Origin of the sequence: Lewinella sp. IMCC34183, from assembly GCF_003390915.1 — a bacterium.
Taxonomy (GTDB): Bacteria; Bacteroidota; Bacteroidia; order Chitinophagales; family Saprospiraceae; genus Neolewinella.
Genome location: NZ_QMEM01000001.1, coordinates 434,395 through 458,218 on the forward strand (window position 1 = coordinate 434,395; position 23,824 = coordinate 458,218).

General features: G+C 62.6%; 17 protein-coding genes. 10 read left to right on the top strand and 7 right to left on the bottom strand.

The window, feature by feature from the left end; translation table 11 throughout:
• Positions 1 to 64 precede the first annotated feature (64 nt).
• Complete coding sequence (locus tag DQG19_RS01835) at positions 65 to 1,888, bottom strand: M1 family metallopeptidase (RefSeq protein WP_116124512.1); 1,824 nt, start codon at positions 1,886 to 1,888, stop codon at positions 65 to 67.
• A 235-nt stretch (positions 1,889 to 2,123) separates the two neighbouring features.
• Between DQG19_RS01835 and DQG19_RS01840 the strand changes: the two genes are divergently transcribed.
• On the top strand, positions 2,124 to 3,143 hold the full coding sequence (locus DQG19_RS01840) for a hypothetical protein (protein ID WP_116124513.1): 1,020 nt from the start codon (positions 2,124 to 2,126) through the stop codon (positions 3,141 to 3,143).
• On the opposite strand, the gene DQG19_RS01845 is transcribed toward DQG19_RS01840, so the two are convergent.
• Positions 3,144 to 4,511, bottom strand: a complete 1,368-nt coding sequence (locus tag DQG19_RS01845) for an RtcB family protein (RefSeq protein ID WP_116124514.1) — start codon at positions 4,509 to 4,511, stop codon at positions 3,144 to 3,146.
• Between the two features lie 85 nt (positions 4,512 to 4,596).
• Between DQG19_RS01845 and DQG19_RS01850 the strand changes: the two genes are divergently transcribed.
• Positions 4,597 to 5,529 (top strand): NmrA family NAD(P)-binding protein, encoded by a 933-nt coding sequence (locus DQG19_RS01850; RefSeq protein WP_116124515.1) that lies wholly within the window; start codon positions 4,597 to 4,599, stop codon positions 5,527 to 5,529.
• Between the two features lie 92 nt (positions 5,530 to 5,621).
• Positions 5,622 to 6,167 (top strand): hypothetical protein, encoded by a 546-nt coding sequence (locus tag DQG19_RS01855; RefSeq protein ID WP_157974271.1) that lies wholly within the window; start codon positions 5,622 to 5,624, stop codon positions 6,165 to 6,167.
• Between the two features lie 412 nt (positions 6,168 to 6,579).
• Here DQG19_RS01855 and DQG19_RS01860 read toward each other — a convergent pair whose 3' ends face one another.
• The 3 genes from DQG19_RS01860 to DQG19_RS01870 all read right to left on the bottom strand — a co-directional run bounded on the left by DQG19_RS01860 (position 6,580) and on the right by DQG19_RS01870 (position 9,014).
• A complete protein-coding gene (locus tag DQG19_RS01860; protein ID WP_116124517.1) occupies positions 6,580 to 7,986 on the bottom strand; it encodes a DUF4173 domain-containing protein in 1,407 nt (468 codons plus the stop codon).
• A 61-nt stretch (positions 7,987 to 8,047) separates the two neighbouring features.
• Positions 8,048 to 8,368 (bottom strand): winged helix-turn-helix domain-containing protein, encoded by a 321-nt coding sequence (locus tag DQG19_RS01865; protein WP_116124518.1) that lies wholly within the window; start codon positions 8,366 to 8,368, stop codon positions 8,048 to 8,050.
• Complete coding sequence (locus DQG19_RS01870; RefSeq protein WP_116124519.1) at positions 8,355 to 9,014, bottom strand: hypothetical protein; 660 nt, start codon at positions 9,012 to 9,014, stop codon at positions 8,355 to 8,357. Before DQG19_RS01870 ends, DQG19_RS01865 begins: the two co-directional genes overlap by 14 nt.
• Positions 9,015 to 9,152: 138 nt before the next feature.
• On the opposite strand from DQG19_RS01870, the gene DQG19_RS01875 reads away from it, so the two are divergent.
• From DQG19_RS01875 to DQG19_RS01890, 4 genes are read left to right on the top strand one after another with little or no spacing between them, the layout of a single operon-like run.
• On the top strand, positions 9,153 to 10,364 hold the full coding sequence (locus tag DQG19_RS01875) for an AAA family ATPase (protein WP_116124520.1): 1,212 nt from the start codon (positions 9,153 to 9,155) through the stop codon (positions 10,362 to 10,364).
• Positions 10,351 to 11,574, top strand: coding sequence for a DUF2201 family putative metallopeptidase (locus DQG19_RS01880; RefSeq protein WP_116124521.1), 1,224 nt, complete (start codon positions 10,351 to 10,353; stop codon positions 11,572 to 11,574). The genes DQG19_RS01875 and DQG19_RS01880 overlap by 14 nt, the downstream gene beginning before the upstream one ends.
• 25 nt (positions 11,575 to 11,599) lie before the next feature.
• Positions 11,600 to 13,147, top strand: a complete 1,548-nt coding sequence (locus DQG19_RS01885; RefSeq protein ID WP_116124522.1) for a hypothetical protein — start codon at positions 11,600 to 11,602, stop codon at positions 13,145 to 13,147.
• On the top strand, positions 13,144 to 14,706 hold the full coding sequence (locus DQG19_RS01890; RefSeq protein ID WP_116124523.1) for a phytoene desaturase family protein: 1,563 nt from the start codon (positions 13,144 to 13,146) through the stop codon (positions 14,704 to 14,706). Before DQG19_RS01885 ends, DQG19_RS01890 begins: the two co-directional genes overlap by 4 nt.
• On the opposite strand, the gene smc is transcribed toward DQG19_RS01890, so the two are convergent.
• Together smc and DQG19_RS01900 are read right to left on the bottom strand one after the other, a co-directional pair.
• A complete protein-coding gene (gene smc / locus DQG19_RS01895; protein ID WP_116124524.1) occupies positions 14,703 to 18,257 on the bottom strand; it encodes a chromosome segregation protein SMC in 3,555 nt (1,184 codons plus the stop codon). The genes DQG19_RS01890 and smc overlap by 4 nt on opposite strands.
• A gap of 233 nt (positions 18,258 to 18,490) precedes the next feature.
• Positions 18,491 to 19,357 (bottom strand): LysM peptidoglycan-binding domain-containing protein, encoded by an 867-nt coding sequence (locus DQG19_RS01900; RefSeq protein ID WP_157974272.1) that lies wholly within the window; start codon positions 19,355 to 19,357, stop codon positions 18,491 to 18,493.
• Between the two features lie 392 nt (positions 19,358 to 19,749).
• Between DQG19_RS01900 and DQG19_RS01905 the strand changes: the two genes are divergently transcribed.
• The 3 genes from DQG19_RS01905 (at position 19,750) to yihA (ending at position 23,804) form a co-directional block, all read left to right on the top strand.
• Entirely contained in the window at positions 19,750 to 22,314 is a 2,565-nt protein-coding gene (locus tag DQG19_RS01905) for an ATP-dependent Clp protease ATP-binding subunit (RefSeq protein ID WP_116124526.1), read from the top strand.
• 143 nt (positions 22,315 to 22,457) lie between these two features.
• On the top strand, positions 22,458 to 23,099 hold the full coding sequence (infC, locus tag DQG19_RS01910; protein WP_198661627.1) for a translation initiation factor IF-3: 642 nt from the start codon (positions 22,458 to 22,460) through the stop codon (positions 23,097 to 23,099).
• Positions 23,100 to 23,177: 78 nt separating this feature from the next.
• Positions 23,178 to 23,804: a ribosome biogenesis GTP-binding protein YihA/YsxC gene (gene yihA / locus DQG19_RS01915; protein WP_116124528.1), complete on the top strand. Its 627-nt coding sequence runs from the start codon at positions 23,178 to 23,180 to the stop codon at positions 23,802 to 23,804.
• Positions 23,805 to 23,824 lie beyond the last annotated feature (20 nt).

A 23,824-nucleotide genomic window follows, 5' to 3' on the forward strand; every position in this document is an offset into this window, starting at 1 on the left:
GCCTGCTAACACGAAACTTTCGGCGAAAGTGCCAAAAGTTGAGCACTTTTTACCCAACAGCGACCTACCGGCTCCAGCTGTTATTGTCAACGTCGTCCTCAAACATGCGGCCCCGGGCGTTAATTTCCACGCGTTCGATTTGCTTCTTGTCAATATCGAGCTCAAAAGAGTACTTCGGGTTGGTCCACCCCCAGTCGGGCAGTACGGCCCAACTGGTGGCGTAATCCGGCTGGGGCTTCTCTCCGCGCAGGATTTGCGGAGCGATGTAGTAGTAGTTCTCGCTGCCGTCGTCCAGGGTCACGGTAATTTCCAGCGGCATGGGCATCCGTCCTACCCGTTCCAGGTCGACGCGTGTCTTGCCGGTGTCGTCGAGATCCTCCACGTCGGTTACGGCGTAGTCGGCGTAGTCGGTCCCGTTGACCCAATACTCGCGGTACCAGTCGAGCTCCAGTCCTGAGCACTTTTCCGCGACGCGAATGAAGTCGTTGGGGTTCGGGTGCTTGAAGCGCCAGTCGTGGTAGTAGCGGTGGAGGGTGCAGTCAAAAGCTTCCTCCCCGATGATGTAGCGCAGTTGCTCCAGAAAGACCGAGCCATTGACGTAGCTGGCCACGCTGTAGGCGGCGTTGGTGGCGAAGTGGTCAGCGTGGGTCGTCAGGGGTTCCTGCAGGCCCGACTGCCGGAAGCCCCGCAGGCTGGCGAAGGTGCGCGCGTGGGGGTTTTCGGCTACCTCGCCCGAGATGAGGCCTTCCGCACGCAGGTGGTTCATCACCTCGCTGCTGGCCCAGCTGGTGAAGCCTTCGTCCATCCAGGCGTAGAGCGACTCGTTGGTGCCCATCAGCATCTGGTACCAGGTGTGCATTAGTTCGTGGACGCTCACGCCCACCAGGCTGTTCAGGTTGCGCTCGCCCGTAATGAGCGTTGCCATGGGGTATTCCATGCCGCCGTCGCCGCCCTGGATGAAGCTATAGGCCTCGTAGGGGTACGGACCGTAATGGGCATTGATGTAGTCGAAGGCCGCGCTCATGATCGCGGGTAGGGCCTCCCAGTTTTCGGTGGTGGCCTCCCCGGGCTGGAAGTAAAAATTCAGTGCCAGCCCGTCGGGCCGGTCAAGGGTAATTTCCCGGTAGTCGGGGTCGGCGGCCCACACGAAGTCGTGCACCATCGGGGCTTCATAGTGGTGACGAAGCTTCCCGTTACCGGCGGCGGTGGGTGCTCCGCGTTCGTAGCCGGTGTGGCCTACCACGTAGTCTTCGTCGATGGTCAGGTTGACCGTATAATCGCCCCAGACGCCGTAGAACTCGCGGCCGATGTACGGATTGGCGTGCCAGCCCTGGTAATCGTACTCCGCCAGCTTGGGGTACCACTGCGCCATGCTGTAGCGAATACCCTCGGCGTTGTCGCGTCCGCTGCGGCGGATTTGTTCGGGTACCTGTCCGTCCCAGGCCATGCGGAATACGGCACTGTCGCCGGGCATGATGGGCTCGTCGAGGGCTACTTCCAGCACCGTCCCTACGGTTTCGTAGGTCAGCGAGCCCCCGTCGCGGGTCAGCTCGTTCACTTTCAGGTAGCCCTCACCGGCGGCGTCCAGTTTGCTGATGCGGTCGGCCACGCGGTCGTCGGCGTCGGGCAGGTTCAGGTTGCGGATGTCCATCTGGCTACCGGGCTGGAAGGCGTTGAAGTAGAGGTGATAGAAGACCTTATCCAGGGTATCCGGAGAGTTGTTGTAGTAGGTAAGCACCTGGGTACCGCTGTACTGATTGGTCTCCACGTCCATGTCGATGTCCATCTCGTAATTCACGCGCTGCTGCCAGCGATCGGGCTGGGCGAGAAGGAGGGCGGGAACGCAGGTGCAGAGGAACAGGGTAAGGCGGAGAAATCGGGTAAACATTCGGTTGATTTTGGGGAGGTCGGAGACCTATATACTACCACGCAACGTGCAGGAGCGGCAATTTGCTGACGTAAAACGGAAAATTTCACGCGATAATAACACTATTTATCGCCCCGGTTTGACGCAAGACCCTTTTATATATATGTCAATATTTTTCACAAATCCGAACATGCACTGCCCTACTGCCTTACCCCTGTACATCACTTTTGCAACCCATTATTTTCAATTCTTCCCCATGTACAGCCAACCCGTCACCGCCCACAACGAAGATTACGCCGCTTTCCGCCGCATCAGCTGGGGCGCCGTCTTCGCCGGAGCGCTCCTCGCCGTAGCGGTGGCATTTGCCCTCAACCTGCTTGGACTGGGCATCGGCCTCTCCACGATCAATCCCGCCGCGGAGTCCGACCCACTGGCGGGGATCGGCACGGGCGCCATCATTTGGTACGTCATTTCCATGCTGCTGGCCCTCTTCGCCGGAGGCTACGTCGCCGGGCGCCTGGCCGGTTTTCCCAAGGCATCCACGGCGGGTCTGCACGGGCTCCTCGCGTGGGCCCTCTTTACCATCTTCAGCCTCTACCTCCTGAATTCCGCGGTTGGTGCTGCCTTTAACGTGGTCGGCTCCACCCTGTCTACCGTCACCAGTGCCGCAGGCAGCGCCGTAGGGGCCGTCGTACCCGACGACCTCGGCCAGCGCGTACGCAGCGAGCTGCAGGAAGTGGACATCAGCCTCGACGACATCCGCAACGAGGCCATGCAGATCCTGGAAGACACCGGTAAGCCCGCCCTGGATCCCACTAACCTTGAGGACCGTGCCGGCTCGGCCGCGGAAACCGCGCGGCAAGGTGTCGAACGCGCCACCGAGAATCCACTGTCCGCCGCCCGGGAAATCAGTGCCGTTATCGATCGCATTGGCCAGAAGGGCGAAGCGGTGGTCGAGGCCGCCGACCGGCAGGCGCTGGTCAACGTGCTCACCGAGCGTACCGACATGACAGCGGCGGAGGCCGACGAAACCGTCGGCGAGTGGGTAGAGCAGTACGAAACCGCCGTTTCCACCGTCAATACCAAACTCGACCAACTGGGACAAACCGCCCAGCAAGTCGGGGGTGACGTGGCCGGTACCGCCTCCACCGTCGCCATCATTGGGTTCTTTGCCCTGCTGGTCGGTGCCGCGGCCGGCTTCTTCGGCGGCACCATCGGACGACAAAAAGACCTCACGGGCACGGACGGAACCTCCCTGCGTACCCGCGAAGCCTAGTCACTTCCTGCGCTTTTTGCGCCAGGGCGCGTCGCGCTTCCAGTTCCCGGCCATGATGCAGCCGTAGGGCAGTACCCGATCGACCACCTCACCCAGCCCGAACTCGGACATTTGCCGCTGCACGGTCGCGGCGTCCTTGTAGGCCGATGGCAATTCAGAAAGGTCAATGTGCCCGGAGAAGAACCGGACGTCGAGCCCGGCGGTCTCCCGGGCAAATACCTCCCGCTCGGGCATGCCGCGCTTGCTCCGGAGGTGTGCCGCGCGGCTGCGGTTGCGGCCGGCACCGTGGGGCGCAAAGCCAAGGTTGGTGGCCGTACGGCTGCCACGCACGATGAGGATGGGCTCGGCCATGTTGAGCGGCACCAGGCGCAGGCCGTCGGTGCTGTCGGGCACGAAGCGGTCCTCTAGGGGCGTGGCCCCCTTGGCGTGGTAGAACAGCTTACCGTCCCGGAAGACGAAATTGTGCTCATTCCAGATGCGGTGCACTATGTCCTGCCCGGCGGCGGACGCGGTACGATCGTGAAGGACGCCGTGGTTCAGTTTCGTCCAGTCGCGAACGATCTGCAGGGCGTCCCAGTAGGTTTGTCCGTAGTCTTCGTCGGCCGGTATCCAGGCGTTCACCGCGGGCGTACGGGGTGAGCGTTCGGCCCGGAAGTTTTCCGCGATCCGCATACCCTGGGAGTAGAGGTAGGCCCCTAAGCCTCGGGAGCCGTGGTGGGTCACCAGGACGGTTTCGCCGGTGGATTCCAGTTGGCCTACGTACAGGAAGTGATTGCCGTCGCCCTGGGTGCCCAGGTGCGCGCGGGCCAGCTGCCGGCTCTTCTCGTCGTTGAGCAGCGGGTTCTGTTTCATACGCTTACTTATGCCATCCTCCAGCGGGAAGGTGTCCGTACGGCCGCCGCCCCCGAAGTGGGTGATTTGCTGGGCGTGGTCGAGGACCGTCCGCGGATCGGCGTAGCCCAGATTGGTCATCATTACGGAGCAGCAGACGTCCGCGCTGTGCATACTGGGATGGATGGCGTTGCGGGTAGCTACTACCCCACCCACCGGGATCTGTCCGGGGGTGCCGGTAGGACACGCGTCCGGCATCACGGCACCCGCTACGGCGGTGGGGGTAGTCATCACTGCTTCCATCGTTTCGGAAACGGCCCGGACGTTTTCTTCCTCCAGTGGCGTTTCGGCCCGGATGTTGCAGTGGAACGGCAGCGCGCCCGGTGCGTGGGGTTCGACCACATGGGGTTGCGCATCCGCCAGGAACCGGTGCAGCGCATCGCCCTCCAGGCCGGCAGCGTTGATGTGCGCCAATGCACTTCCAAACCATTTTCCCGGGCGGTAGCCGAGGTCGATGAGGTCTTTTCCGGTTTTCATGGGTGGGTAACGCTAGCTGCGCTCGTAAAAGTTCCAACTGCGAACGGAGGCCGTCTGGCGCGGGTTACACCAATAAAATACCGTTATGGAGGAGAAGGCACCCATCATCGTACTGGCCGGAGCAACCGGCGACCTAGGGGGGCGGATCGCCCGGGAGATCACCCAGCTCGGCGGCCAGGTACGCGCACTGGTCCGGCCGGGCACCGCGGAAGATCGCCTGTGGTCGCTCCGGGAGCTCGGAGCCGAAATCCGGGAAGTCAAACTCACCGACGCCGCCGGGCTGGCCGACGCCTGCGGCGGGGCCGCCTGCGTGGTCTCCGCGCTATCGGGCCTGGCCGCCACGGTGATCGACGGCCAGACGCAGTTGCTCGAAGCTGCGGAAGCGGCGGGGGTACCGCGTTTTATGCCTTCGGATTTTTCGCTGGACTTTACGGGGCTTCCCCGGGGCACGAACCGCAACCTGGATATGCGGAACGTTTTTCGCGCGCGCGCCGATGCATCTTCCCTGCGCATCACCTCCGTGCTGAACGGCATGTTTGCCGACCTGCTCAACGGGCTGGCGCCCTTCGTAATCGACCGCATCCACCGCGTGCTGTACTACGGGGATGCCAGTCAGCCCATGGATTTCACCACCATGGACGACACCGCCCGCTTCACGGCCCACGCTGCCCTGGATCCCGACACCCCGCGCTACCTGCGTATCGCGGGCGACGTGCTCGACGCCCACGGACTGGCGGAGGCGGCCACCCGGGCTCGGGGCGAACCTTATCGGACCCTGCGCATCGGCGGGGTACGCTTGTTGAGTACGCTAATCGACGTCACGCGCCTGGTAGCTCCCCAACGCGACGAGGTATATCCGCCCTGGCAGGGGATGCAGTACATGCGCAACATGTTCAGCGGCCGGGGGAAGCTTAACCCGCTCGACAACGATCGCTATGCGGATATGGAGTGGACGTCCGTGGAAAGCGTACTGCGTGCGGGCGCGCAGCAACCGGCTAAGGTAGACGGTAAGTCCTAAGGTAGGGTTAAACCCAGCACCGCGGTATGAAGGAGTGAACGCGCAGCGTATCATAGCAGCAGCCGGGTGTCCGGCAGACTAGAGCCCAAATCATGCGTTCAGTTTCACTATTCCTTCTTTTCCTGGCAGTAGTGCTTACTACCAGCAATACGGTAAGTGCGCAGACGGCGATGGTGCGCGAGGTCGGCATACGCCTGACCGGGCTGGAGAACTTCGGCTTCATCTACAAGCGGGGGATTGGCGAGGACGTGTACCGGCGGTACCGACTGTTCAGTTCTTCCGTCACGTACTTAAATACGAACGCGGGTTCCCAGGGAAACCTGGGCGTTGGTGCCGCCATCGGCAAGGAGCGTCGTAGTCCGCTAACAGATCGCCTGCAATTTGCCCGGGGCCCGGAATTTAGCCTGTCGCTGAGCGCCCTTTTCGCTGCTTCCCAGACGGTGGTGAATATCACTCCGGGTTTCGGGTATGTACTGGGTCTGGTCTACACCATCAATCCACAATTTCACGTTTCGGCGGAGGTGATTCCCAGTGTGTCGGTCCTCATCACGACCGGCAATCTTGACGTGGTGGGCTTCAGCGCCGGGTTGAACAGTAATTCGGTCGCCTTGACGGCTGCCTACCGTTTCTTTAAGTAACTAATTGAGTTGGCCTATCGGTAGGCGGGACAGCGTAGCGGCCGTTCGACTAGTGGCTGGTCCGGTAGTGGCCGGTCGATAAATCGACCGGCCACTACCGGACCGGCGAGTTTCCGTACGTACCAGTTTCGAAAACTTAACCCACAGTTAACATAAAGCCTGGTCGTTCAGGCGGGCGGTATACTTCCACAAGGACCAAGCTGATCCGATCCGGTTTGCCGCCAGGACATAAACACTACCAACTGCGTAAGCCAGTAATCTTGACTATACCTCATCTTGCTCTAGCGCCTCCCCGGAACCTTTTGCACAGAAAAAATTGCCGTAGCCTGGCCACTCATCAGGCTACGCCCCAGCGCTGATTAGGCAACCGTATTGCCGTGTCACGTTGCGCATTTTCCCTGACGATGGTTCCCTATCGGTTACGCCAATCAGCGTAATTCCAACTCCGCCAGTCGTAGCGCGGTATTTTCATCCTGGAGGTCTTCACGTTGCGCTGAAACTGGGCAGGAATCCGATCATATGAAGCTTGCAACAAAAAGGCGTTGCGGTCGTCCAGTCCATGCACGAGGTACTGCCAGTCGATGCGCTCAGGAGCACTTTGCAGATTCACCCGGGTGATCACCCCGCTCCAGTTTACCGCGCCGTAGGCGATCAGAAAGAGCCACGCGGCAAGTCCGTTCACCTGGAGAAGGTAAGTCAGCGACCGGCGGTACCGCACCTTGCGGTAAAGCGTGTACAGTCCCACCAGCATCAACACGAGTACGAACCCTACCTGTACCCGCCCCGTGGCCAGGCCGTACTCCCGGACATAGTGGTAGTTGCGGAGCGCGACCGAAAAGGCCAGAAACGCGTTCTGGCCGAGCCAGAGGTACGTCATTCTCCGCAGCGGTGTGGCCGGCCCGTAGAAGTTCAGGTTCCCCCGGAAGTAGTACAGCACCATGACCATAGCCAGGCAGATGCTCAGGATAAGGCTGTAGGTCCCCTCGTGGAGGTAGCTGCTCAGCGCGGCAGCACTCAGCCCGGCCGGCGACCACCACCCGAACCGCAGATCGGTCAGGTTGACGGCAAAAAGGATACAGTTGAGCAGGCCAAAGGTCACCAGGCCGCGGCGGTACGCCCGCGGAAGAGCCAGCGGAGAAATCAGCGACAAGCGTTTCTTTCGCTGCCGGAGGAGTTCATCGCTGAGGGCGGCATCATAGCCAAGCAACCCGCCCTCGTCGCCGGTAAGGAAGAATGGCACCGTTAATGCTAATCCCAGCACCATCATACCTACGAATTCGAGTGCCGTAACGTGGAATATGAAGGGCAGGTAACGCCCGAAGACTTCCTGCAGCGTCTCTCCCCACGCAGCATTGCCCGCCCCGTAGAGCACCAGGAACGGCACACTCACCCCTGCCGCCACCGCCGCGGGGCCTATCCATCGCCCGGAGGTACGCACGACGGGCAGAAACTGCGTGGACCGGCCAATGCGCCGCAAGAACCGCATCGGTCCGCAGGCCAGTGATAGTAGCCCGAGCAGAGCGGCGTACCCGACGAACCGCAACTCCCGCCGCTGGGCATAGCCGAGAAGCAAAAGCAGCGATATATGGTGCGCCAGGATAGAGGCGCGTCCATGTACGATCACCACGCTGACGGCGGAGGCCAGCAGTCCGGCTACCGTACACACGAAGAGTGCCCGCCGACCGAGGGTGGGCCGCTGCCGCAGGAGAAACACTATCAGCAGGGCATCGAAAGCAAACACGTTCGCCCCGAGTTCCATGGGAAAAAAGAAGTACGCGAACGCCACGCTAAGCAGGAAGAGATGATAGGATTTTATCATAAAGAACTTTTATTTTTAAAGTTTTAAGACATGACGATTTCGCCGGTGGGCCACCGGATGCCTAGTTATCCATTAGACGCAGGAAATCCTCGAGTTCGCCTAGGTGGTGTTCGAAGGCGGTGCGCCCGGCGGCGGTGGCGCGGTAGGAGGTTCGCGGTTTGCCGTCGACGAATTGCTTCTCCGTCTCGATCTGCCCTGCCTTGTCAAGGGCTTTAATATGCCCGGCAAGACTTCCGTCGGTCAGCTTCAGGGCATCGCGAAGGGTGACAAAGTCGACCCAGTCGTTCACCACCAAAATGCCCATCAGGCCGAGGCGCATGCGGTGGCTATAGAGCTTACTCAGCCCGGCTACGGTAGATTTTACGGCATCAACCTTGTTCATTAGCGTCGTATTTACGGTACATCCAGGCTCCGTACCCGATGTGAAGGAAGCCGAAGCCGGCAGCCCAGAAGTACAGGCCGTAGCCGGGCACGAAGAGGGCCAACAGCCCGAGCCCGATCTCCAGGTAAGCCAGTACGCGGAGGGCCTCACTGACGAAGTTACTGCCGTTCAGCAACGCCAGCCCATAGAACACCAACGTGGCCGGCCCGATCAAGCCGGGGGCGCCGTGGTACAGCAACCCAAGGCAGAAGACGCCGCCGGCCATGAGGGGAACGGCCAGGTTGGCGATGAGTTTGTAGGTCTTGGGGTCGTCGATGGAGTGCCCCAGTCGCCGTACCCGCCGGTGGGTGAATACGTAGCTGCTGGCCAGGGCCAACAGGACCACCCCGGCGGCCGTCACCACCAGAAAGGGCAGCGGAGCCATACCCCACGGGTGGGCAGCATTGGCGTAAAGATCTTCGGAGATATAGGCGAGATCGTTACCCCCCGCCCACCGGTAAGCGACTACCGCTACGACGCCCAACAGCGCCGATATGCCCGCCCCGATACCGGAGAGACCGCTGAGCCCGATGAAGTAGCGCGACCGCTCCATCAGGCTGCGGATGCGGCTGAGATCAGAAATGGGGGTAGAGATGTTACGCGACATGAAGCACTTTGTTTTACAAAGTTACTGCCCCGAGGCCAGACTAAAAAGCCCGGGCCGACAATTTCCCTGCTAGCCCAAACAATTGCCCGGGCGTCCCCCTTTACCCTGCACCCGCGTTTCCGCCCCCTGATCTTACGTATGCCCCTACCGGATTCCACTTTCCTGCCCACCGGCGCCGAAGCCCTCCTGATCGCCCTGGCTACCCCGTCGCCGCAGGGTCCGACCGGCATTCCCGTACTGCTGTGGGGACGCCCGGGGGTCGGCAAATCGAGCTTCATCGAGGGGCTCGCCTCGGATGACGTACGGGTGACGACGCTGATCGCCAGTATCCACGATCCGACGGACTTCAGCGGGCTGCCCTTCCTCGAGAACGGGCGGGTGCGCTACGCCGTGCCAGAATGGGTAGAAGCCTTCACCGCCGCCGCCGACGGCATTCTCTTCCTCGACGAACTCAGTACGGCCCCGCCGTCGGTGCAGGCGGCCCTGCTGCGGGTGGTATTCGAGCGGCGGGTAGGTTTCGCGCCACTTCCCACCGGCGTACGCATCGTGGCCGCCGCCAACCCGCCCGACCTGATGGTGGGAGGGTGGGAACTGAGTCCGCCCCTGCGCAACCGCTTCGTGCACCTGCAGTGGGATATTCCCGAGGACCTTTATATCCGGTCCCTCACCGAGGGCTGGACGTCCGGTACCCTGCCAAAGATCGACCCGGCCGCTCACCGGGCCCAGCTGCCGGAATGGAAGATTCGCATCGGTGGTTTCCTGCGGCTGCGGCCCGCTGCCCTGCACGGTAATCCGGAAGAGAACGCCTTCGGCTTCGCCAGTCCGCGTACCTGGGACTTCGTGGCCGCCCTGCTGTGCAGCTGCGAATTGCTGGGTTATACCCTGCAGGGCCCGGAGCCGGACGATCGCGGCGTCATCCTGGCCCTCGTGGCGGGCTGCCTGGGGGAGGCTACGGCCCTGCAATTGATCGAGCACCTGGCCAACCTCCGCCTGCCGGACCCACGCGAATTGCTCAGTGGTGAGACCCAAGTGGAGGTGCATGACCTCGACGACGCCGAGCTCTACGTGCTGTTTTACGGGCTCAACGCCCGCCTTCTGCCCGCCCTCGAATCGGATGACCTCCTACCCTATTCTCGTCGGTACCTGGAACTGGCGGAGGATGTATTCACGGACGGGCGCCGGGACGTGATCTTCGTCCACCTCAAGGAATTGGCCCGCGCCGGCTGGCTGGCCCGCATCGCGGCCCACGGTCCGCAAGAAAACCCCGACGCCTACGCTACGGTGATGGAAAGGGTGAGTACCGTCTTCAGCGACCCGGCCTTCAACGAGTTCGTACGTGTCCTCGGATGAGCGGCGGCGGCAGGCGGAACGCGTACGCTTCGGGCGCGCTTTCGCCGCGGAGCAGCTGCCCTGGTTCGCACCGGCCCTGTTTCGCTGCCGGATCCTCGTTTCGGAGGCGGTTCGGGTGGCCGCCATCGACCTACACTATAACATATACTGGAATCCGTCCGTCGTCGACCGTATCTATGAGCAGCACGACCATACCCGCGCACTGAGCGAACTGGCCTTCCTGTGGGTCCATGAGATCAGCCACCGTTTGCGGCAGCACGGGGAACGGGCCGAAGCGCTCGGCGTACGTGGGGAGGCAGCCGCCCGCCGGTGGAACGTGGCGGCTGACCTGGAAATTAACGACGGGCGGTGGCGGGGTCTCCACATGCCCCAAGCCTATCCCGGGCAGCGGGCGGCCGCCTACGGACTCGCCGACGGGGAACTCGCCGAAACCTACTACCGTCAGCTGCCCGCCGCGGCGGACGAAGTGCCCGACGAGGGAAGCGGCATTCACGGACAGCCCCGCCCCTGGGAGCGGGGCGACCGGCAGCGGCTCAGTCCGCTCGACGAGGAGATCCTCCGACGGGAAGTGGCCCGTCGTACCCGGGAGGCTGCCGACAGCGACGTCCCCGGAAGCTGGAAGGAGTGGGCCGCCGACGTCTTGGGCAGCCGCGTCAACTGGCGGCAGCGACTGAATCACCGCCTGAGCATCGCCCTGCAGCGGGGACGCGGGATGCGCACTGACTACGTTTCCGGCCGGCCGAACCGGCGACAGTCCGTGTACCATCCGGTCTTACCGCCGACCCTGGCCGGTGACCGGACCGCCAACGTAGCCATTGTCGTAGACACCTCGGCCTCGATGCAGGCGCCCGACCTGCAACGGGCCCTCGCGGAAGTGGCCGGCGTGGTCCGGCAGCTCGACGCGCCGGTGACGATCATTCCCTGCGACCTTCAGGCCTACGAACCGATCCGGGTGGTGTCGCAGCAGGAGGCTTTCCGGATCAATTACCTCCCCGGCGGCAGCGGCACCGATATGCGCGCCGGACTGACCGCCGCACTCAAACTGACGCCGCGCCCGGATGCGGTCCTCGTACTTACCGACGGGCTGACCGCCTACCCAGATCAACCCTACGCCCTCCCCCTGCTTTTCGGGCTCATCGGCGACGGAGAGGGCCGTCAGCCGCCGCCCACGCCCCCGTTTCGTCCGGACCAGGTGCTCGTCATCCGTTAGGCACTTCACGCGTTTACAGCGATACATGGCCCCATTCGAATACCGATCTACCCTAGAAACCCGCTACGGTTCCGCTACGTATACTTTTCTGCTCGATGGCGGCGGCCGGGTGACGGTAGCGGCGCTTCCGTACGCGGGTCTACCCGAAAGCGTCTGGAAACTCACCTACGGAAACGGCTGGGAAGCAGTGCGTACGTACTTCGCCGATCTGGGTGCCACCCTCCCCTACCGCGTAGCGGCCGTATTGGGGTCGACGGTGGTGCCCGAAGCCTTCCAAGGGGTGGTGGGAGCGTTCCGCCGGGAATCCGGTACGGGTGCCGTACCCGATGCCTACGTGGCTTATTGGGCTAAGCACCCGGAATACATGGCCCTGTTTGACTTCGACGAGGGGGCGCGCAACGGCGTGTTGCGGCGGCTGGGGCAGTCCGCCGTCCACGCGAAGGAACCGGAACTGGCGCAATTTCTGCCGCCGTACCTGCACCGGCTGCTGGCCATCGAATCGCCGGAAGCTACCCGGCTGATCTACGGCGTATTCGGGGCCCTGGGGAACGGGGAAGCCCGCGATTTCCTGCTGGAGTCGCTTGAAAGCGAGGGGCGGCACATCTACACCACCGCCATCCTGAAAAACCTTTCGGGATACGGCGATGCTGAGACCCTGGCCCGCCTTGCCGCCGTGTACCGGGGGGGCAAGTTCGGCGACGATGACCTGCCCGCCTACCTGCACCTGCTGGCTCATTACCGCACGCCCGAGTTGGTGCCCCACCTCGAGGAAATTCTCGCCGACCACCCCTACGAAGTGGACGGCATCGTACACGCGCTGGGCTCCAGCGGGCAGACCCGGGCCGAAGTGGCCCACCGGATACGCGCCCGCTTCGACGGGGAAGAAACCGACTATTACGTGCTGGACCGCCTGCTGCGGGCCGTCAACGGGCTCGAGGTAGCCGCCCAACGGATCGACCTCGAGGCCATGAACCGCAAGGCCGCCCGCCCGGCCTTCACCGACGTACCGCCCGTCAACTGGCCCCAGCAGCTCGAGCCCGGCTGGGCGGACCTGGTGCGGACCACCCCGGCCGACCACGCGGTTGCCGTGCTGGGCGAGTACCTGGCACGGCCAGAGCCCCGCCTGCAACGGAACGCCCTGCTGCAACTCAAGATCGTACTGGCCGAACACCCGCCGGCGGACCCCCTGCCGGCCCAGACGGAAGCGCGGCTCCGGGAGTTGGTCCGCTCGCGCTACGACAAGGTCTACGTGGAGGTGCTCAATGTACTCGGCCGCCGGTCACTGCCGCTGCGCGACCGGTCGGCGATGCTGGCGGCCGTTCTCGGGGTAAGCATCGGCTCCCGCTACCGCTTCGTGGTGCTTACGGCGCTGCGGCGGATCGGTACCACGCCGGCATTGCGGGCGCAGGCGCGGAGGTACCTGGAAGCGGAGATCGCCGCTGCCGACACCCCCGCGCGGCGCGAACAGATCGGCGGGTGGCTGCCTTTCGTGGAAAAGTACCTCGGCAACATCGAAGCCCTGCGCGCCCAATTGGCCGCGCGGGGAGCGGCCCCCAACTCCAGCACCCCATGAGTAAACGTGTAATCGTAATCGGCAGCGGCATCAACAGCCTCTGCGCCGCCGTCCTGCTGTCCCGCGGGGGCCACCAGGTCACGGTCTTTGAAAAAAACGAGTGGTTGGGGGGCAACATCCTGACCAAAGAGATGGACGTCCCGGGGTTCCGCCACGAGGTATTCAGCGGTTTTCACCCCCTGTTCACCTCCGGCCCCTTTTACCAGGAACTGAAGGAGGCGCTCGCCGAGCAGGGGCTCAACTACCTAAATACGGAGAATACGGCCGGCGTGCTGCTGCCCGACGGACGCTCGCTGGTGCTGCACGATAGCCGCGAAAAAAATATCGCGGCCCTCAACGGCGCCCATTCCGGCGACGGCGACGCCTACGCTGCCGCGATGGAAGCGTTCGACCGGCACGCCGAGCTGGTCTTCGGCCTGCTTTCACGGGAACTGTGGTCGCTGTCCGGCGCCGGCCTGGCCGCCAAGGGCGTGTGGAACCTCGGACCGGACGGACTTATGGACTTTCTGGGCCAAGCCCTTCCCAACGCGCGAAAGTGGCTGGACAACACCTTTCAAAGCGAACTGGTCCACGCCGCCATCGCTCCCTGGACGCTGCACACGGGCCTCGGTCCCGACGATGCCGCCGGCAGCCTGATGCTACGGGTCATCCTGGCGTCTTTCGAACAGGTTGGAATGCCGGTTCCCGAAGGAGGAGGTTCCCGGCTGCCCGAAGCCCTGGTACGCATCATCGAGCAGCAGGGGGGCGTTTGTCATACCAATTCTCTGGTCGAGAAGATCCACGTCACCGGCGGCAGCGTGACCGGCGTTAGCGTGGGGGGGACCGCCTACCCCGCCGAGATCGTCCTGGCCAACGTAAGCCCCACCGCCCTGTACACCCACCTGCTGCCGGAGGATGCGGTACCCGCCGAGACCCGGAACCAAGCCCGCAATTACCGCTACGGACGGGCGGACATGCAGATCATGATTGCCCTGGACCACCCGCCGCGGTGGCCGGACCCCCTGCTGGGCCGCACCGGCATGGTTCACGTCACGCCGGGGCTCAACGGCGTGAGCCAGGCCGTCAACCAAGCGGTCTGCGGCCTGCTACCAACCGAGCCGACGATCGTAGTGGGGCAGCATACGGCCATCGATCCGAGCCGCGCCCCGGAGGGCAAATGGACGATCTGGATCCAGTTGCAGGAGCTTCCGGCCTATCCCACCGGAGACAGCAAGGGCGAGATCGAGTGCGCCGGCGCGTGGACCGAGGCCATCGCCGAAGCGTACGCCGACCGCGTAGTGGACATCCTCGACCGGCAACTGACCGGTTTCCGTGCCGACATCCTCGAGCGCCACGTCATCTCACCCGCCGATCTGGCCCGCATCAATCCCAACCTCGTGAACGGCGACCCCTACTGCGGTGCAGCCAGCCTCGACCAGTTCCTCTTCTGGCGGCCCCTTCCCGACCCCAAGGGGCACCATACCCCCATCAAGAACCTGTACCACATCGGCGCGGCCACCCACCCCGGCCCCGGCCTGAACGGCACGTCGGGATACCTCGTGGGTAAGGAACTGACCTAGCGGGCGGAAAAGGCCGTGCTGCCTTCCAGCTCGGTGAACTGCACGGGGACCACACCGGATCCGCCCTGCTCCGTGGTGTATACCCCGTAGATCGAATCCACGGCCTCCATCGTGAGCTTGTTGTGGGTTACGATGATGAACTGGCTGTCCTTGCTGAATTTTTTGATGATCCGGTTAAACTTGGAGATGTTGGCATCGTCCAGCGGCGCGTCGACCTCGTCGAAAATGCAGAAGGGAGCGGGCTTGAGCAGGTAAAGGGCAAAGAGCAGTGCCGTGGCCGTCAGCGTCTTTTCCCCACCCGACAGCTGGCTGATGGTCTGGGGCCGCTTACCCTTTGGCTTGGCTACGATCTCGATACCGGACTCCAACGGGTCCTCGGGTTGCAGGAGGATGAGGTCGCAGTTGTCGTCCTCCGTGAAGAGGCTGCGGAACACGTCAATGAAGTACACCCGCACCCGCTCGAAGGCGTCTAAAAACTGGACCGTCGCCGTTTCCTCGATCTCCTTGATGGTCTTCAGCAGGGTACCCTTTGCCGCGATGATGTCGTCGCGCTGGGCGGTGATGGTCTCGTGGCGTTCCTTCATCTCGTCGAAGGCCTCCACCGCCATCGGGTTGATCTCGCCGTAGTTCCCGATGCGGCTGCGGAGGCGATCTACCTTCATTTCCAGTTCGGGTACCGTACCTGTCCATTCCTCGATCTCCACTTCGGCGAGCTGGGCCAGGTCGAGGTTAAATTCGATCTTCAGCCGTTCCTCGACGCCGTTGAGGCGGAAACGGACGTCCGTGAGCTTTTCGCGCAGCTGGTTGACCTTGACTTGCGCGTCCTGCCGTTGCCGGTTCTCCTTGCGCAGCTCGTCCTCCCGGGCGTTGATCTCGGAGCGGGCGGCGTAGTAGGCCTTCTCGGCAGCGCCGAGGGTTTCCTGGTATGCCTCCTTCTCCTGGCGCATCTGGGCGATGTTATTCGCGAGGGTGCCTTCCTGCTGCCCGATCTGGTCGCCCTCGCGCGTCAGGGCCGCCAGCTGCTCGCGGTTGCGTTCCTCCTGCCGGCCCAGTTCCGCCCGGCGGTTTTCGCGGAAGGCCAGCTCGCGCTCCAGGGTCTCCACCCGGTTCTGCTGCTGGATGTACTGGATATTTTCCTGGTTGAAGCGGGCGCTGGCGGCGGACAGGGCCTCGCTCAAGCGACGGTATTCCTCGTCGGTACCGGATACGGCATCGCGTAATGCATCGATGCGCCCCCGCAGTTGGCGTAGTTCCGCGTCGATCTCGGCGTTGGTGGCGACCAGCTTTTCGGCGTCGGCCTCCAGGCGGGTGTTCTTGGCCTGGGTATCGGAAAAGAAGGACTGGAAGCCCTCCACCCGCGCCTGCATGCCGGCCGCTTTCTGCTGCAGCCGGCTCAGCGAGCGCTGCTGCTCGGGCAGCTGCCGGTCGAGCCGGTTCTGCCGCAGCTGGGCCAGGGCCGCCCGCTCGGCCTCGAGCTGCTTGCTGACGCCCCGCGCCTGTCCCTCCGCCTCGCGGATGTCCTTCTCGAGCAGCTCCAGGTTCTTCTTGCGCCCGATCTTTTTCCCTTCGAAAAGCCCCACCGAACCGCCGGAGACCGCGAAGGGGCGCCGGATGTACCGGCCCGCCCGCGAGAGCACCGTTGCCCCGTCGGCGGGAGGCGGGGGCAGCTCGTCGTCGCCGGTCACGAAAACGTTGTGGAGCAGCCGGTCGGTCAGTCGCCGGTAGGCGGCGTCTACGGTGACGACCGCCGTGGCCGGCCGCGCCCCCTCCGGAGCGGCGGCGGGACTCCCCGCAGGCTCCGCGGGGATGGCCTCGAGCAGGAAGAAGTTGGCCTTGCCCTTCTGCTTGTCCGCCAGCATTTTGATGGCCCGCTGGGCCTCGGCCGCCGTTTCCACGACGTAGTAGTTGAGGTAGGGCTCCAGGTAATTTTCGATGGCGGCGCGGTAGTCGGCGTCCACGAGGAGCAGGTCCGAGAGCAGCTGGGGGTCGTCGGTCCAGCCGCGGTTCTTGCTGAGGTAGCGGATCGACTCCGGGAAACCCTCCAGGCTGTCGATCATGCTTTTGGTCAGTTTGTACTCGTTGCGGCGGGCATCAAGACCGCGGTTGATGCGGCTGAGTTCCGCCTGCAGTCGCTCAGTTTCGGCTACGGTGACCTCGATGGCCTGCTGCCGGTCGGCCTCGCGGCGTTCCAGGTCCGCCAGGGCTTCGGCCAGGGCGGTTTCCTCCTTGCGCAGGGCCGCCAGTTCCTCTTCCACCGATTCGCGCTCCCCCCGGCGGGCTTCCAAGTCACCGAGGTTGCGTTCCACCTGGTAGCGAAAGTTGTCCATCTGGTTGCCGTTGATGGCCCGGCGCTTTTCCAGTTCAAAGATCTTGCGCTCGCCCTCCTGCTGCTCCCGCAGTCCGCTGTCGAGCTGCGACTTCAGCCCGGCGTGGCCCTCCCGCACCTGCTGCAGGGCGGTTTCGGCGGCGGTACGTTCGGTTTCCCGCGCCGTGAGAGTGGCGCGCTCCTCTTTGAGCTGGGCGGACATGCGGTCGCGCTGCTCGGCCAGGTCGGCCAGCTGCCCGTCGGCCGCGGCAATATCGGCGCGTAGTTTCTGCGTCTGCTGGGCTATGAAGGTCTTCCGTTGCTGCAGCAGGCGCTGGTCGTTCTCCAGACCGCGCAGTTCGCCGACCAGGGCGTTGAGCTTCCGCTGCCGTTCGCCGACCAGCTGTTCTTTGTCCACGTGCTGCTTCCGCTGCTGGTCGAGTTGCCGTTCCAGGGCTTCGATGCGTTCGTCGGCCTGCCGGTAGGCGGTCTCGGCCTGCTCCGTTTCGGCCTTCACGCGGGAAAAGTCGAGCCGCAGTTTCTCTACGCGGATCCCCGTGAGCAGCAGGCTCAGGTCGCGGTACTGCCCTTTCAGCTCGCGGTACTTGCGGGCCCGTTTGGCCTGTTTCTCCAGGCTCGTGAGGTTCTTGGCGATCTCGTGGAGGACGTCCTCGATGCGGTCCAGGTCATCCTCGGTATTCTTCAGCTTACGGAGCGATTCCTTCTTCCGGTTCTTGTACTTGCTGATGCCCGCGGCCTGCTCGAACATGCGGCGGCGGCTGTTGTCCTTGTCGGCCAGGATATCGTCCACCATCCCCAGTGCGATAATGGCGTAGGAATTGGAGCCGATGCCGGTGTCGAGAAAGAGATCCCGGATATCCTTGAGGCGGCACTGTACCCCGTTGAGGCGGTACTCCGAGTCGCCGCTCCGGTACAGCATGCGGGTCACCGTCACGGTGTTGTAGTCGGTGGGAAGCAGCGCCTTGTCGTTCTCGAAGGTCAGGCTGACCGAGGCCAGGTTGCCCGCCTTTTTTTTGCGGGTACCGTTGAAGATGACCGAGGCCATTTTATCGAGCCGCAGTTCCGAGCCTTTCTGCTCGCCCAGTACCCAGCGGATGGCATCTACGATATTGCTCTTGCCCGATCCGTTGGGGCCCACGATGCCGATCACGTCCGCGTCGAAGTTCACCACCGTCTGGCTGGCAAAGCTCTTGAATCCCTTTATGTCCAGTTGCTTGAGGCGCATCGGGCGGCGAAGGTAGTAAAGTAAGCAGTCTGATGGAGGCCGTCGGTTGTATGGATGTCGTCTTTTAACCTCACCACGGGTGATGGTTGCCTGGCGCGGCCGCGGGTGCCGAGGCTATTCCTGCAGCGGCCGATCGCAGGTATCGTGGTACTCAGCCAATATCCCGGTCGATTGTCCTGGCCGGTGGCCGTTACCCCGGGAGGCGGTAACCCGTCCGGTACTCCTGCTGCTAATTAAAGATGTCGGGTACGCACGTAGAATTCCCGGTCCCGGACCCCGAAGGCCTTTACGAGTAGCGGACTCACGACCAGGATCACCCGGCTGTCGTAGACCTGTTCCGGGATACGGCCGACCACGCGGGCGTAAAGGGTCTTGCGGCTGCGGGGCTCCTCGATCTCCACGAGGCTGTTCAGGGGGGCGGTCCGGTGCAGGACCATCCACTTGGCCTGGTCGCCGTGGCCCGACCAGGCGGCTTTGCCGTTGGTATGCTGCAGGTTCCGCTGCAGCATTGTACTGTCCCACTGGGTGCGCAGGGGCATGTTGCGCAGGACGTACGGATCGGATACTTCGACCTGCGAATCGGGGGCGATACCGTCGATGCGCAGGTAGCCGACCTTCAGCACCTGCCCGGGCGACAGGGTTTCCGGGGTAAGCCCCGGATTGAGTGCCCGCAGCAGGCTGTCGCTCGGCAACCCGAGCGTGCGGCGCGACAGGCCGAAGAGCGTCTCGCCGGGCGACATCCGGTAGCGGACCGGCACGAACCAGGCGATACTGTCGGCCGAGAAGGAGGGCCGGACCGCCTCCCGGGGAATCGCCACGGTGACGCGGGAGCCGGGGGTGTAGCCCTTACGGAGCTCAGGATTGATACGGTAAACTTCCTCCAGGGAAAGGCCGTAGAACGTAGCGGCACCGTAAAGGGTCTGCCGCGGGGCGAGTACGTGATCGAAGAGGAGGTGGCCGGACAGGCGGTCGGACCGCAGAATCACGGTATCGGAGGGGAGCAGGAAGTACAGGCTGTCACCGGTGGCGAGGGCCTCCCGCGGTAGCAGGGCACAGGATAGGAACAGCGTGGCCGGGAGAAGGTAACGGTAGAAAGACATGGCAGGTAGCAGTAGCACGCCGGGTGGCCCCGAAGCGTCCACGAAGGTACGAAGTCGCAAGGCGGGGGCCGGGCCGCCCGTGGGCCTTAGGTATTCCTTAACCGACCGAAGGCTCGGTCCCGGCCGGAAAAGCAGTCCAGAAGCCCCAACCAAGCCGGCAGGAAACCAACTATTGGGTCCCTGCTTTGTTTCCATACCGTAAGTCAACCGAAGGGCCGAATTTTGTTGGCCGACCGCGGCGAATTGTCAGGATATTTTGTCAGCCCCATACGCGTGGCACGGTTCTTTCAGTTACGTCTTAACTTACGGGCAGGCGTTCGCTTCTACCAATCCCCCCCCGCACCTGCGACCCCGCCCGATCTATTTATTGAAACCCCTCCAAAGTCTATTGAATGAATCCTCCACAACGGGAATTTAACCCCGAAATAAAGCAGGCCATGGCTCGCGGTAAGCAGGAGGCCGAGAAAATGGGGCACTCCTACGTGGGCCCCGAACACCTGCTGCTTGGCGTCCTCAGCATGGGCAACAGCCTGGCTACCCGCGTCCTGCGCAACCTCGCCGTGGACATCAGTGCCCTCACCGACACCCTGCGCGAAAACATCCAGCGCAACGGCGGACAAGCCAGCGGCAACTCCCTTTCCAAGCTTCCCCTGAACGACAAGGCCGACCGCGTCCTGAAAGTCACGTTCCTGGAAGCCAAAGCCCTGAAGACCTCCCAGGTCAGCCCCGAACACCTAATCCTTTCTATTCTGCGCAACAAAGAGCTGCCCGCGACCAAGATCCTGCGACAGTTCGAGGTGGAATACGAAATTTACAAAGCTGAACTTGACTACGTGAAAGACGAAAAAGATTTTACCGAAGACCTCTCCCTGCCCCTCAACCAGGCACCGGGCAGCGGCGAAGAGAATTTCGAGGACGACGAATCCGGCCGCGGCGGTCAGGGTCGTAGCGGACGCGGACAGGGTAACTCCAAGTCACGCACCCCCGTGCTCGATAATTTCGGTCGGGACATCACCGCCCTGGCCGAGGAAGACCGCCTCGACCCCATCATCGGCCGCGAAACCGAGATCGAACGCGTTTCCCAGATTCTCAGCCGGCGCAAGAAGAATAACCCGATCCTGATCGGCGAACCCGGCGTGGGTAAGACCGCCATCGTGGAAGGTCTGGCGCTGCGCATCCGCGACCGCAAGGTGAGCCGGACACTCTTTGATAAGCGCATCGTGATGCTTGACCTGGCCGCCCTAGTAGCCGGTACCAAGTACCGTGGCCAGTTTGAGGAGCGAATGAAGGCCATCATGACCGAGCTCGAGAAGAGCCGCGACGTGATCCTCTTCATCGACGAGATCCATACCATCGTGGGAGCGGGTGGCGCTACCGGTTCGCTGGACGCCAGCAACATCTTCAAGCCCGCCCTCGCCCGCGGCGAACTGCAGTGCATCGGTGCCTCTACCCTGGACGAGTACCGGCAGCACATCGAGAAAGACGGCGCCCTGGATCGTCGCTTCCAGAAGGTCCTGGTCAACCCGCCCAGCGCCGAGGAGGCCGTACACATCCTCAACAACATCAAGCCGAAGTACGAGGACTTCCATAACGTCAATTACTCCGACGAAGCCATCGAGGCCTGTGTAAAGCTGAGTGACCGCTACATCACCGACCGCTTCCTGCCGGACAAGGCCATCGACGTACTCGACGAAGTAGGTGCCCGCACCCACCTCAAGAATATCACCGTCCCCGAGCACATCGAGGAGGTCGAGAAGAAGATCGAGGAGGTCAAAGAGCAGAAGAACGCTGCGGTTAAGAACCAGCAGTACGAGCGCGCCGCCGACCTCCGCGACCAGGAGAGCAAACTCCAGCGCAACCTGGAGGACGCCAAGAAGCAGTGGGAGGAGGAAGCCAAGACCAAGCGCTACCCCGTCAACGAAGAAGACATTGCCGAGGTGGTCAGCATGATGACCGGCATTCCCGTCCGTCGCGTGGCCCAGAACGAGAGCAAGAAACTCGTCGGTATGGAGAGCGACCTGCAGTCCGTCATCATCGGACAGGACAACGCCATCACCAAAGTGACCAAGGCCATCCAGCGTAACCGCGTGGGCCTGAAGGATCCCAGCAAGCCCATCGGTACTTTCATCTTCCTCGGCCCCACGGGTGTCGGTAAGACGGAGCTCGCCAAGGCCCTGGCCAAGTACATCTTCGACAGCGAGGAAAGCCTGATCCGGATCGACATGTCGGAGTACATGGAGAAATTCAGCGTCAGCCGCCTCATCGGTGCGCCTCCGGGCTACGTCGGCTACGAAGAAGGCGGCCAGCTTACCGAGAAGGTCCGCCGCAAGCCCTACAGCGTCATCCTGCTCGACGAGATCGAGAAGGCCCACCCCGACGTCTACAACATCCTGCTACAGGTGCTCGACGACGGACAGCTGACCGACGGTATGGGGCGCAAGGTCGACTTCAAGAATACCATGATCATCATGACGTCCAACATCGGTGTCCGCCAGCTGAAGGACTTCGGTCAGGGCGTAGGTTTCGCGACCAAGGCCCGTACCGAGAATGCCGAGGCGAACAGCAAGTCGGTGATCAACAGCGCCCTGAAGCGCACTTTCTCGCCGGAGTTCCTGAACCGGATCGACGACGTGGTGATCTTCAACAGCCTGGGACAGGACGAGATCTTCCGCATCATCGACATTGCCCTGTCGGACCTGTACAAGCGGCTGCAGACCATGGAGTTCCAGCTGGAGCTCGCCGAGGATGCCAAGAAGTTCGTGGCCGAGAAAGGCTTCGATCCTCAGTTTGGCGCCCGGCCCCTGCACCGCGCTATCCAGAAGTACATCGAGGATCCGCTGGCCGAGTACATCCTGAACAACAACCCCGAGGGTGGCACCGCCCTCGTGGCGAAGCTGAACGAAAGTGGCGACGGCCTGACGATCATTCAGCAGGAAGCGGTAACTTCGGAAGAGTAACCAACGACCCTATCCGCCGCCCCGGAGGACCCAAAATGCCCGCTCACGCGGATTTTTTCGGGATATCCGGGGCGGCGGCGGTAGTGGGTTGAACAATCCCCCCTTACGTACTTTTACATTTTATAACATAACCCAACAATCTATTGGCTAAGAGAAGAGGCGGCGGCCGCAATCGTTATACGCGCAGAGAGGAAACCACCCCCCAATTTCGGATCAATGACATGATCCGCGTACCCGAGGTGCGCCTGGTAGGCGATAACCTGGAAGAGATTTCAGGAGAGATCGGTAAGCAGCTGGAAAGCGGCACCGTATTCGATACCCGGCAGGTAAAAGGTTGGGGACGTGACCTCGGACTCGACCTGGTGGAAATTAGCCCCAACGCAAGTCCGCCCGTCGTCCGGCTTACGGACTATAAAAAGTTCCTGTACGAAAAGAAGCGTAAGGAAAAGGAGATCCGCAACAAAGCGGTTAAGACCGTCATCAAGGAGGTCCGTTTCGGCCCCAATACCGACGACCACGACTTCGACTTCAAGACCCGCCACGCCCGTGGCTTCTTGGAGGATGGCGCCAAGGTTAAGGCTTACGTCCACTTCCGTGGCCGCTCCATCGTCTTTAAGGACCGTGGCGAGCTGCTGCTGCTCCGCTTCATGAAGGAGCTGGAGGATCTCGGTGCCGCCGAGGCGATGCCGAAGATGGAGGGACGTAGGATGAACGTAATCATCAGCCCCAAGAAGGTGTCCAAGAAATCCTCCAAGTCGGATTCCAACAGCGACTCCAACAATTAGGCTTCAGCCTACGATCTATCGGGCGCCCGCTTCACGTAAGCGGGCGCCCGTTTTTTATCTACCCCCAAGAGTTTCCCCGTGGCCCAGATCAAGACCTCCCGTTTCGCCTCCTCCCACGCCCGCGTCGTGCAGGCTCCCCAGGACGGAAAGCCGGAATTCGCCTTCATCGGGCGCAGTAACGTAGGCAAGAGCAGCCTGATCAACATGCTCGCCCAGCGCAAGGAGCTGGCGCATACCAGCGGCAAACCCGGAAAGACCCAGTTGCTCAATTACTTCCTGATCAACGACAGCTGGTACCTGACCGACCTGCCCGGCTACGGATACGCGAAGCAGAGCAAGAAGACCCGCGGAAAGTGGGAGAGCCGCACGGAAAAGTATTTCCTGAACCGGCAGTCCCTCGTCAGTGCCTTCGTGCTGATCGACAGCAATATCCCTCCCCAAACTATCGACCTGGAATTCGTCAACTGGCTGGGTGAACACGGGGTCCCCTTCGTGCTGGCTTTCACCAAGACCGACCGTAAAAAGGCGCGCGACGGGGCACGCGTGGAGGAGTTCCGTACCGAGCTCCTCAAGTCTTGGGAAGAACTGCCACCGGTTTTCCTCACCAGCGCCACCAGCGAGGCCGGGCGCGACGAAATACTCGAATACATGGAAAGCGCCCTGGAAGCGGTAAATTGGCCCTTCTACGGAACCACGGGCGCATAAGGCGTCCCGACGGTCAAAGC

What these genes read in the sequence shown, in the direction of transcription:
- DQG19_RS01835 (WP_116124512.1), bottom strand. Translation starts at nt 1,888, where the DNA reads ATGTTTACCCGATTTCTCCGCCTTACCCTGTTCCTCTGCACCTGCGTT.
- DQG19_RS01840 (WP_116124513.1), top strand. Translation starts at nt 2,124, where the DNA reads ATGTACAGCCAACCCGTCACCGCCCACAACGAAGATTACGCCGCTTTC.
- DQG19_RS01845 (WP_116124514.1), bottom strand. Translation starts at nt 4,511, where the DNA reads ATGAAAACCGGAAAAGACCTCATCGACCTCGGCTACCGCCCGGGAAAA.
- DQG19_RS01850 (WP_116124515.1), top strand. Translation starts at nt 4,597, where the DNA reads ATGGAGGAGAAGGCACCCATCATCGTACTGGCCGGAGCAACCGGCGAC.
- DQG19_RS01855 (WP_157974271.1), top strand. Translation starts at nt 5,622, where the DNA reads ATGCGTTCAGTTTCACTATTCCTTCTTTTCCTGGCAGTAGTGCTTACT.
- DQG19_RS01860 (WP_116124517.1), bottom strand. Translation starts at nt 7,986, where the DNA reads ATGATAAAATCCTATCATCTCTTCCTGCTTAGCGTGGCGTTCGCGTAC.
- DQG19_RS01865 (WP_116124518.1), bottom strand. Translation starts at nt 8,368, where the DNA reads ATGAACAAGGTTGATGCCGTAAAATCTACCGTAGCCGGGCTGAGTAAG.
- DQG19_RS01870 (WP_116124519.1), bottom strand. Translation starts at nt 9,014, where the DNA reads ATGTCGCGTAACATCTCTACCCCCATTTCTGATCTCAGCCGCATCCGC.
- DQG19_RS01875 (WP_116124520.1), top strand. Translation starts at nt 9,153, where the DNA reads ATGCCCCTACCGGATTCCACTTTCCTGCCCACCGGCGCCGAAGCCCTC.
- DQG19_RS01885 (WP_116124522.1), top strand. Translation starts at nt 11,600, where the DNA reads ATGGCCCCATTCGAATACCGATCTACCCTAGAAACCCGCTACGGTTCC.
- DQG19_RS01890 (WP_116124523.1), top strand. Translation starts at nt 13,144, where the DNA reads ATGAGTAAACGTGTAATCGTAATCGGCAGCGGCATCAACAGCCTCTGC.
- smc (WP_116124524.1), bottom strand. Translation starts at nt 18,257, where the DNA reads ATGCGCCTCAAGCAACTGGACATAAAGGGATTCAAGAGCTTTGCCAGC.
- DQG19_RS01900 (WP_157974272.1), bottom strand. Translation starts at nt 19,357, where the DNA reads ATGTCTTTCTACCGTTACCTTCTCCCGGCCACGCTGTTCCTATCCTGT.
- DQG19_RS01905 (WP_116124526.1), top strand. Translation starts at nt 19,750, where the DNA reads ATGAATCCTCCACAACGGGAATTTAACCCCGAAATAAAGCAGGCCATG.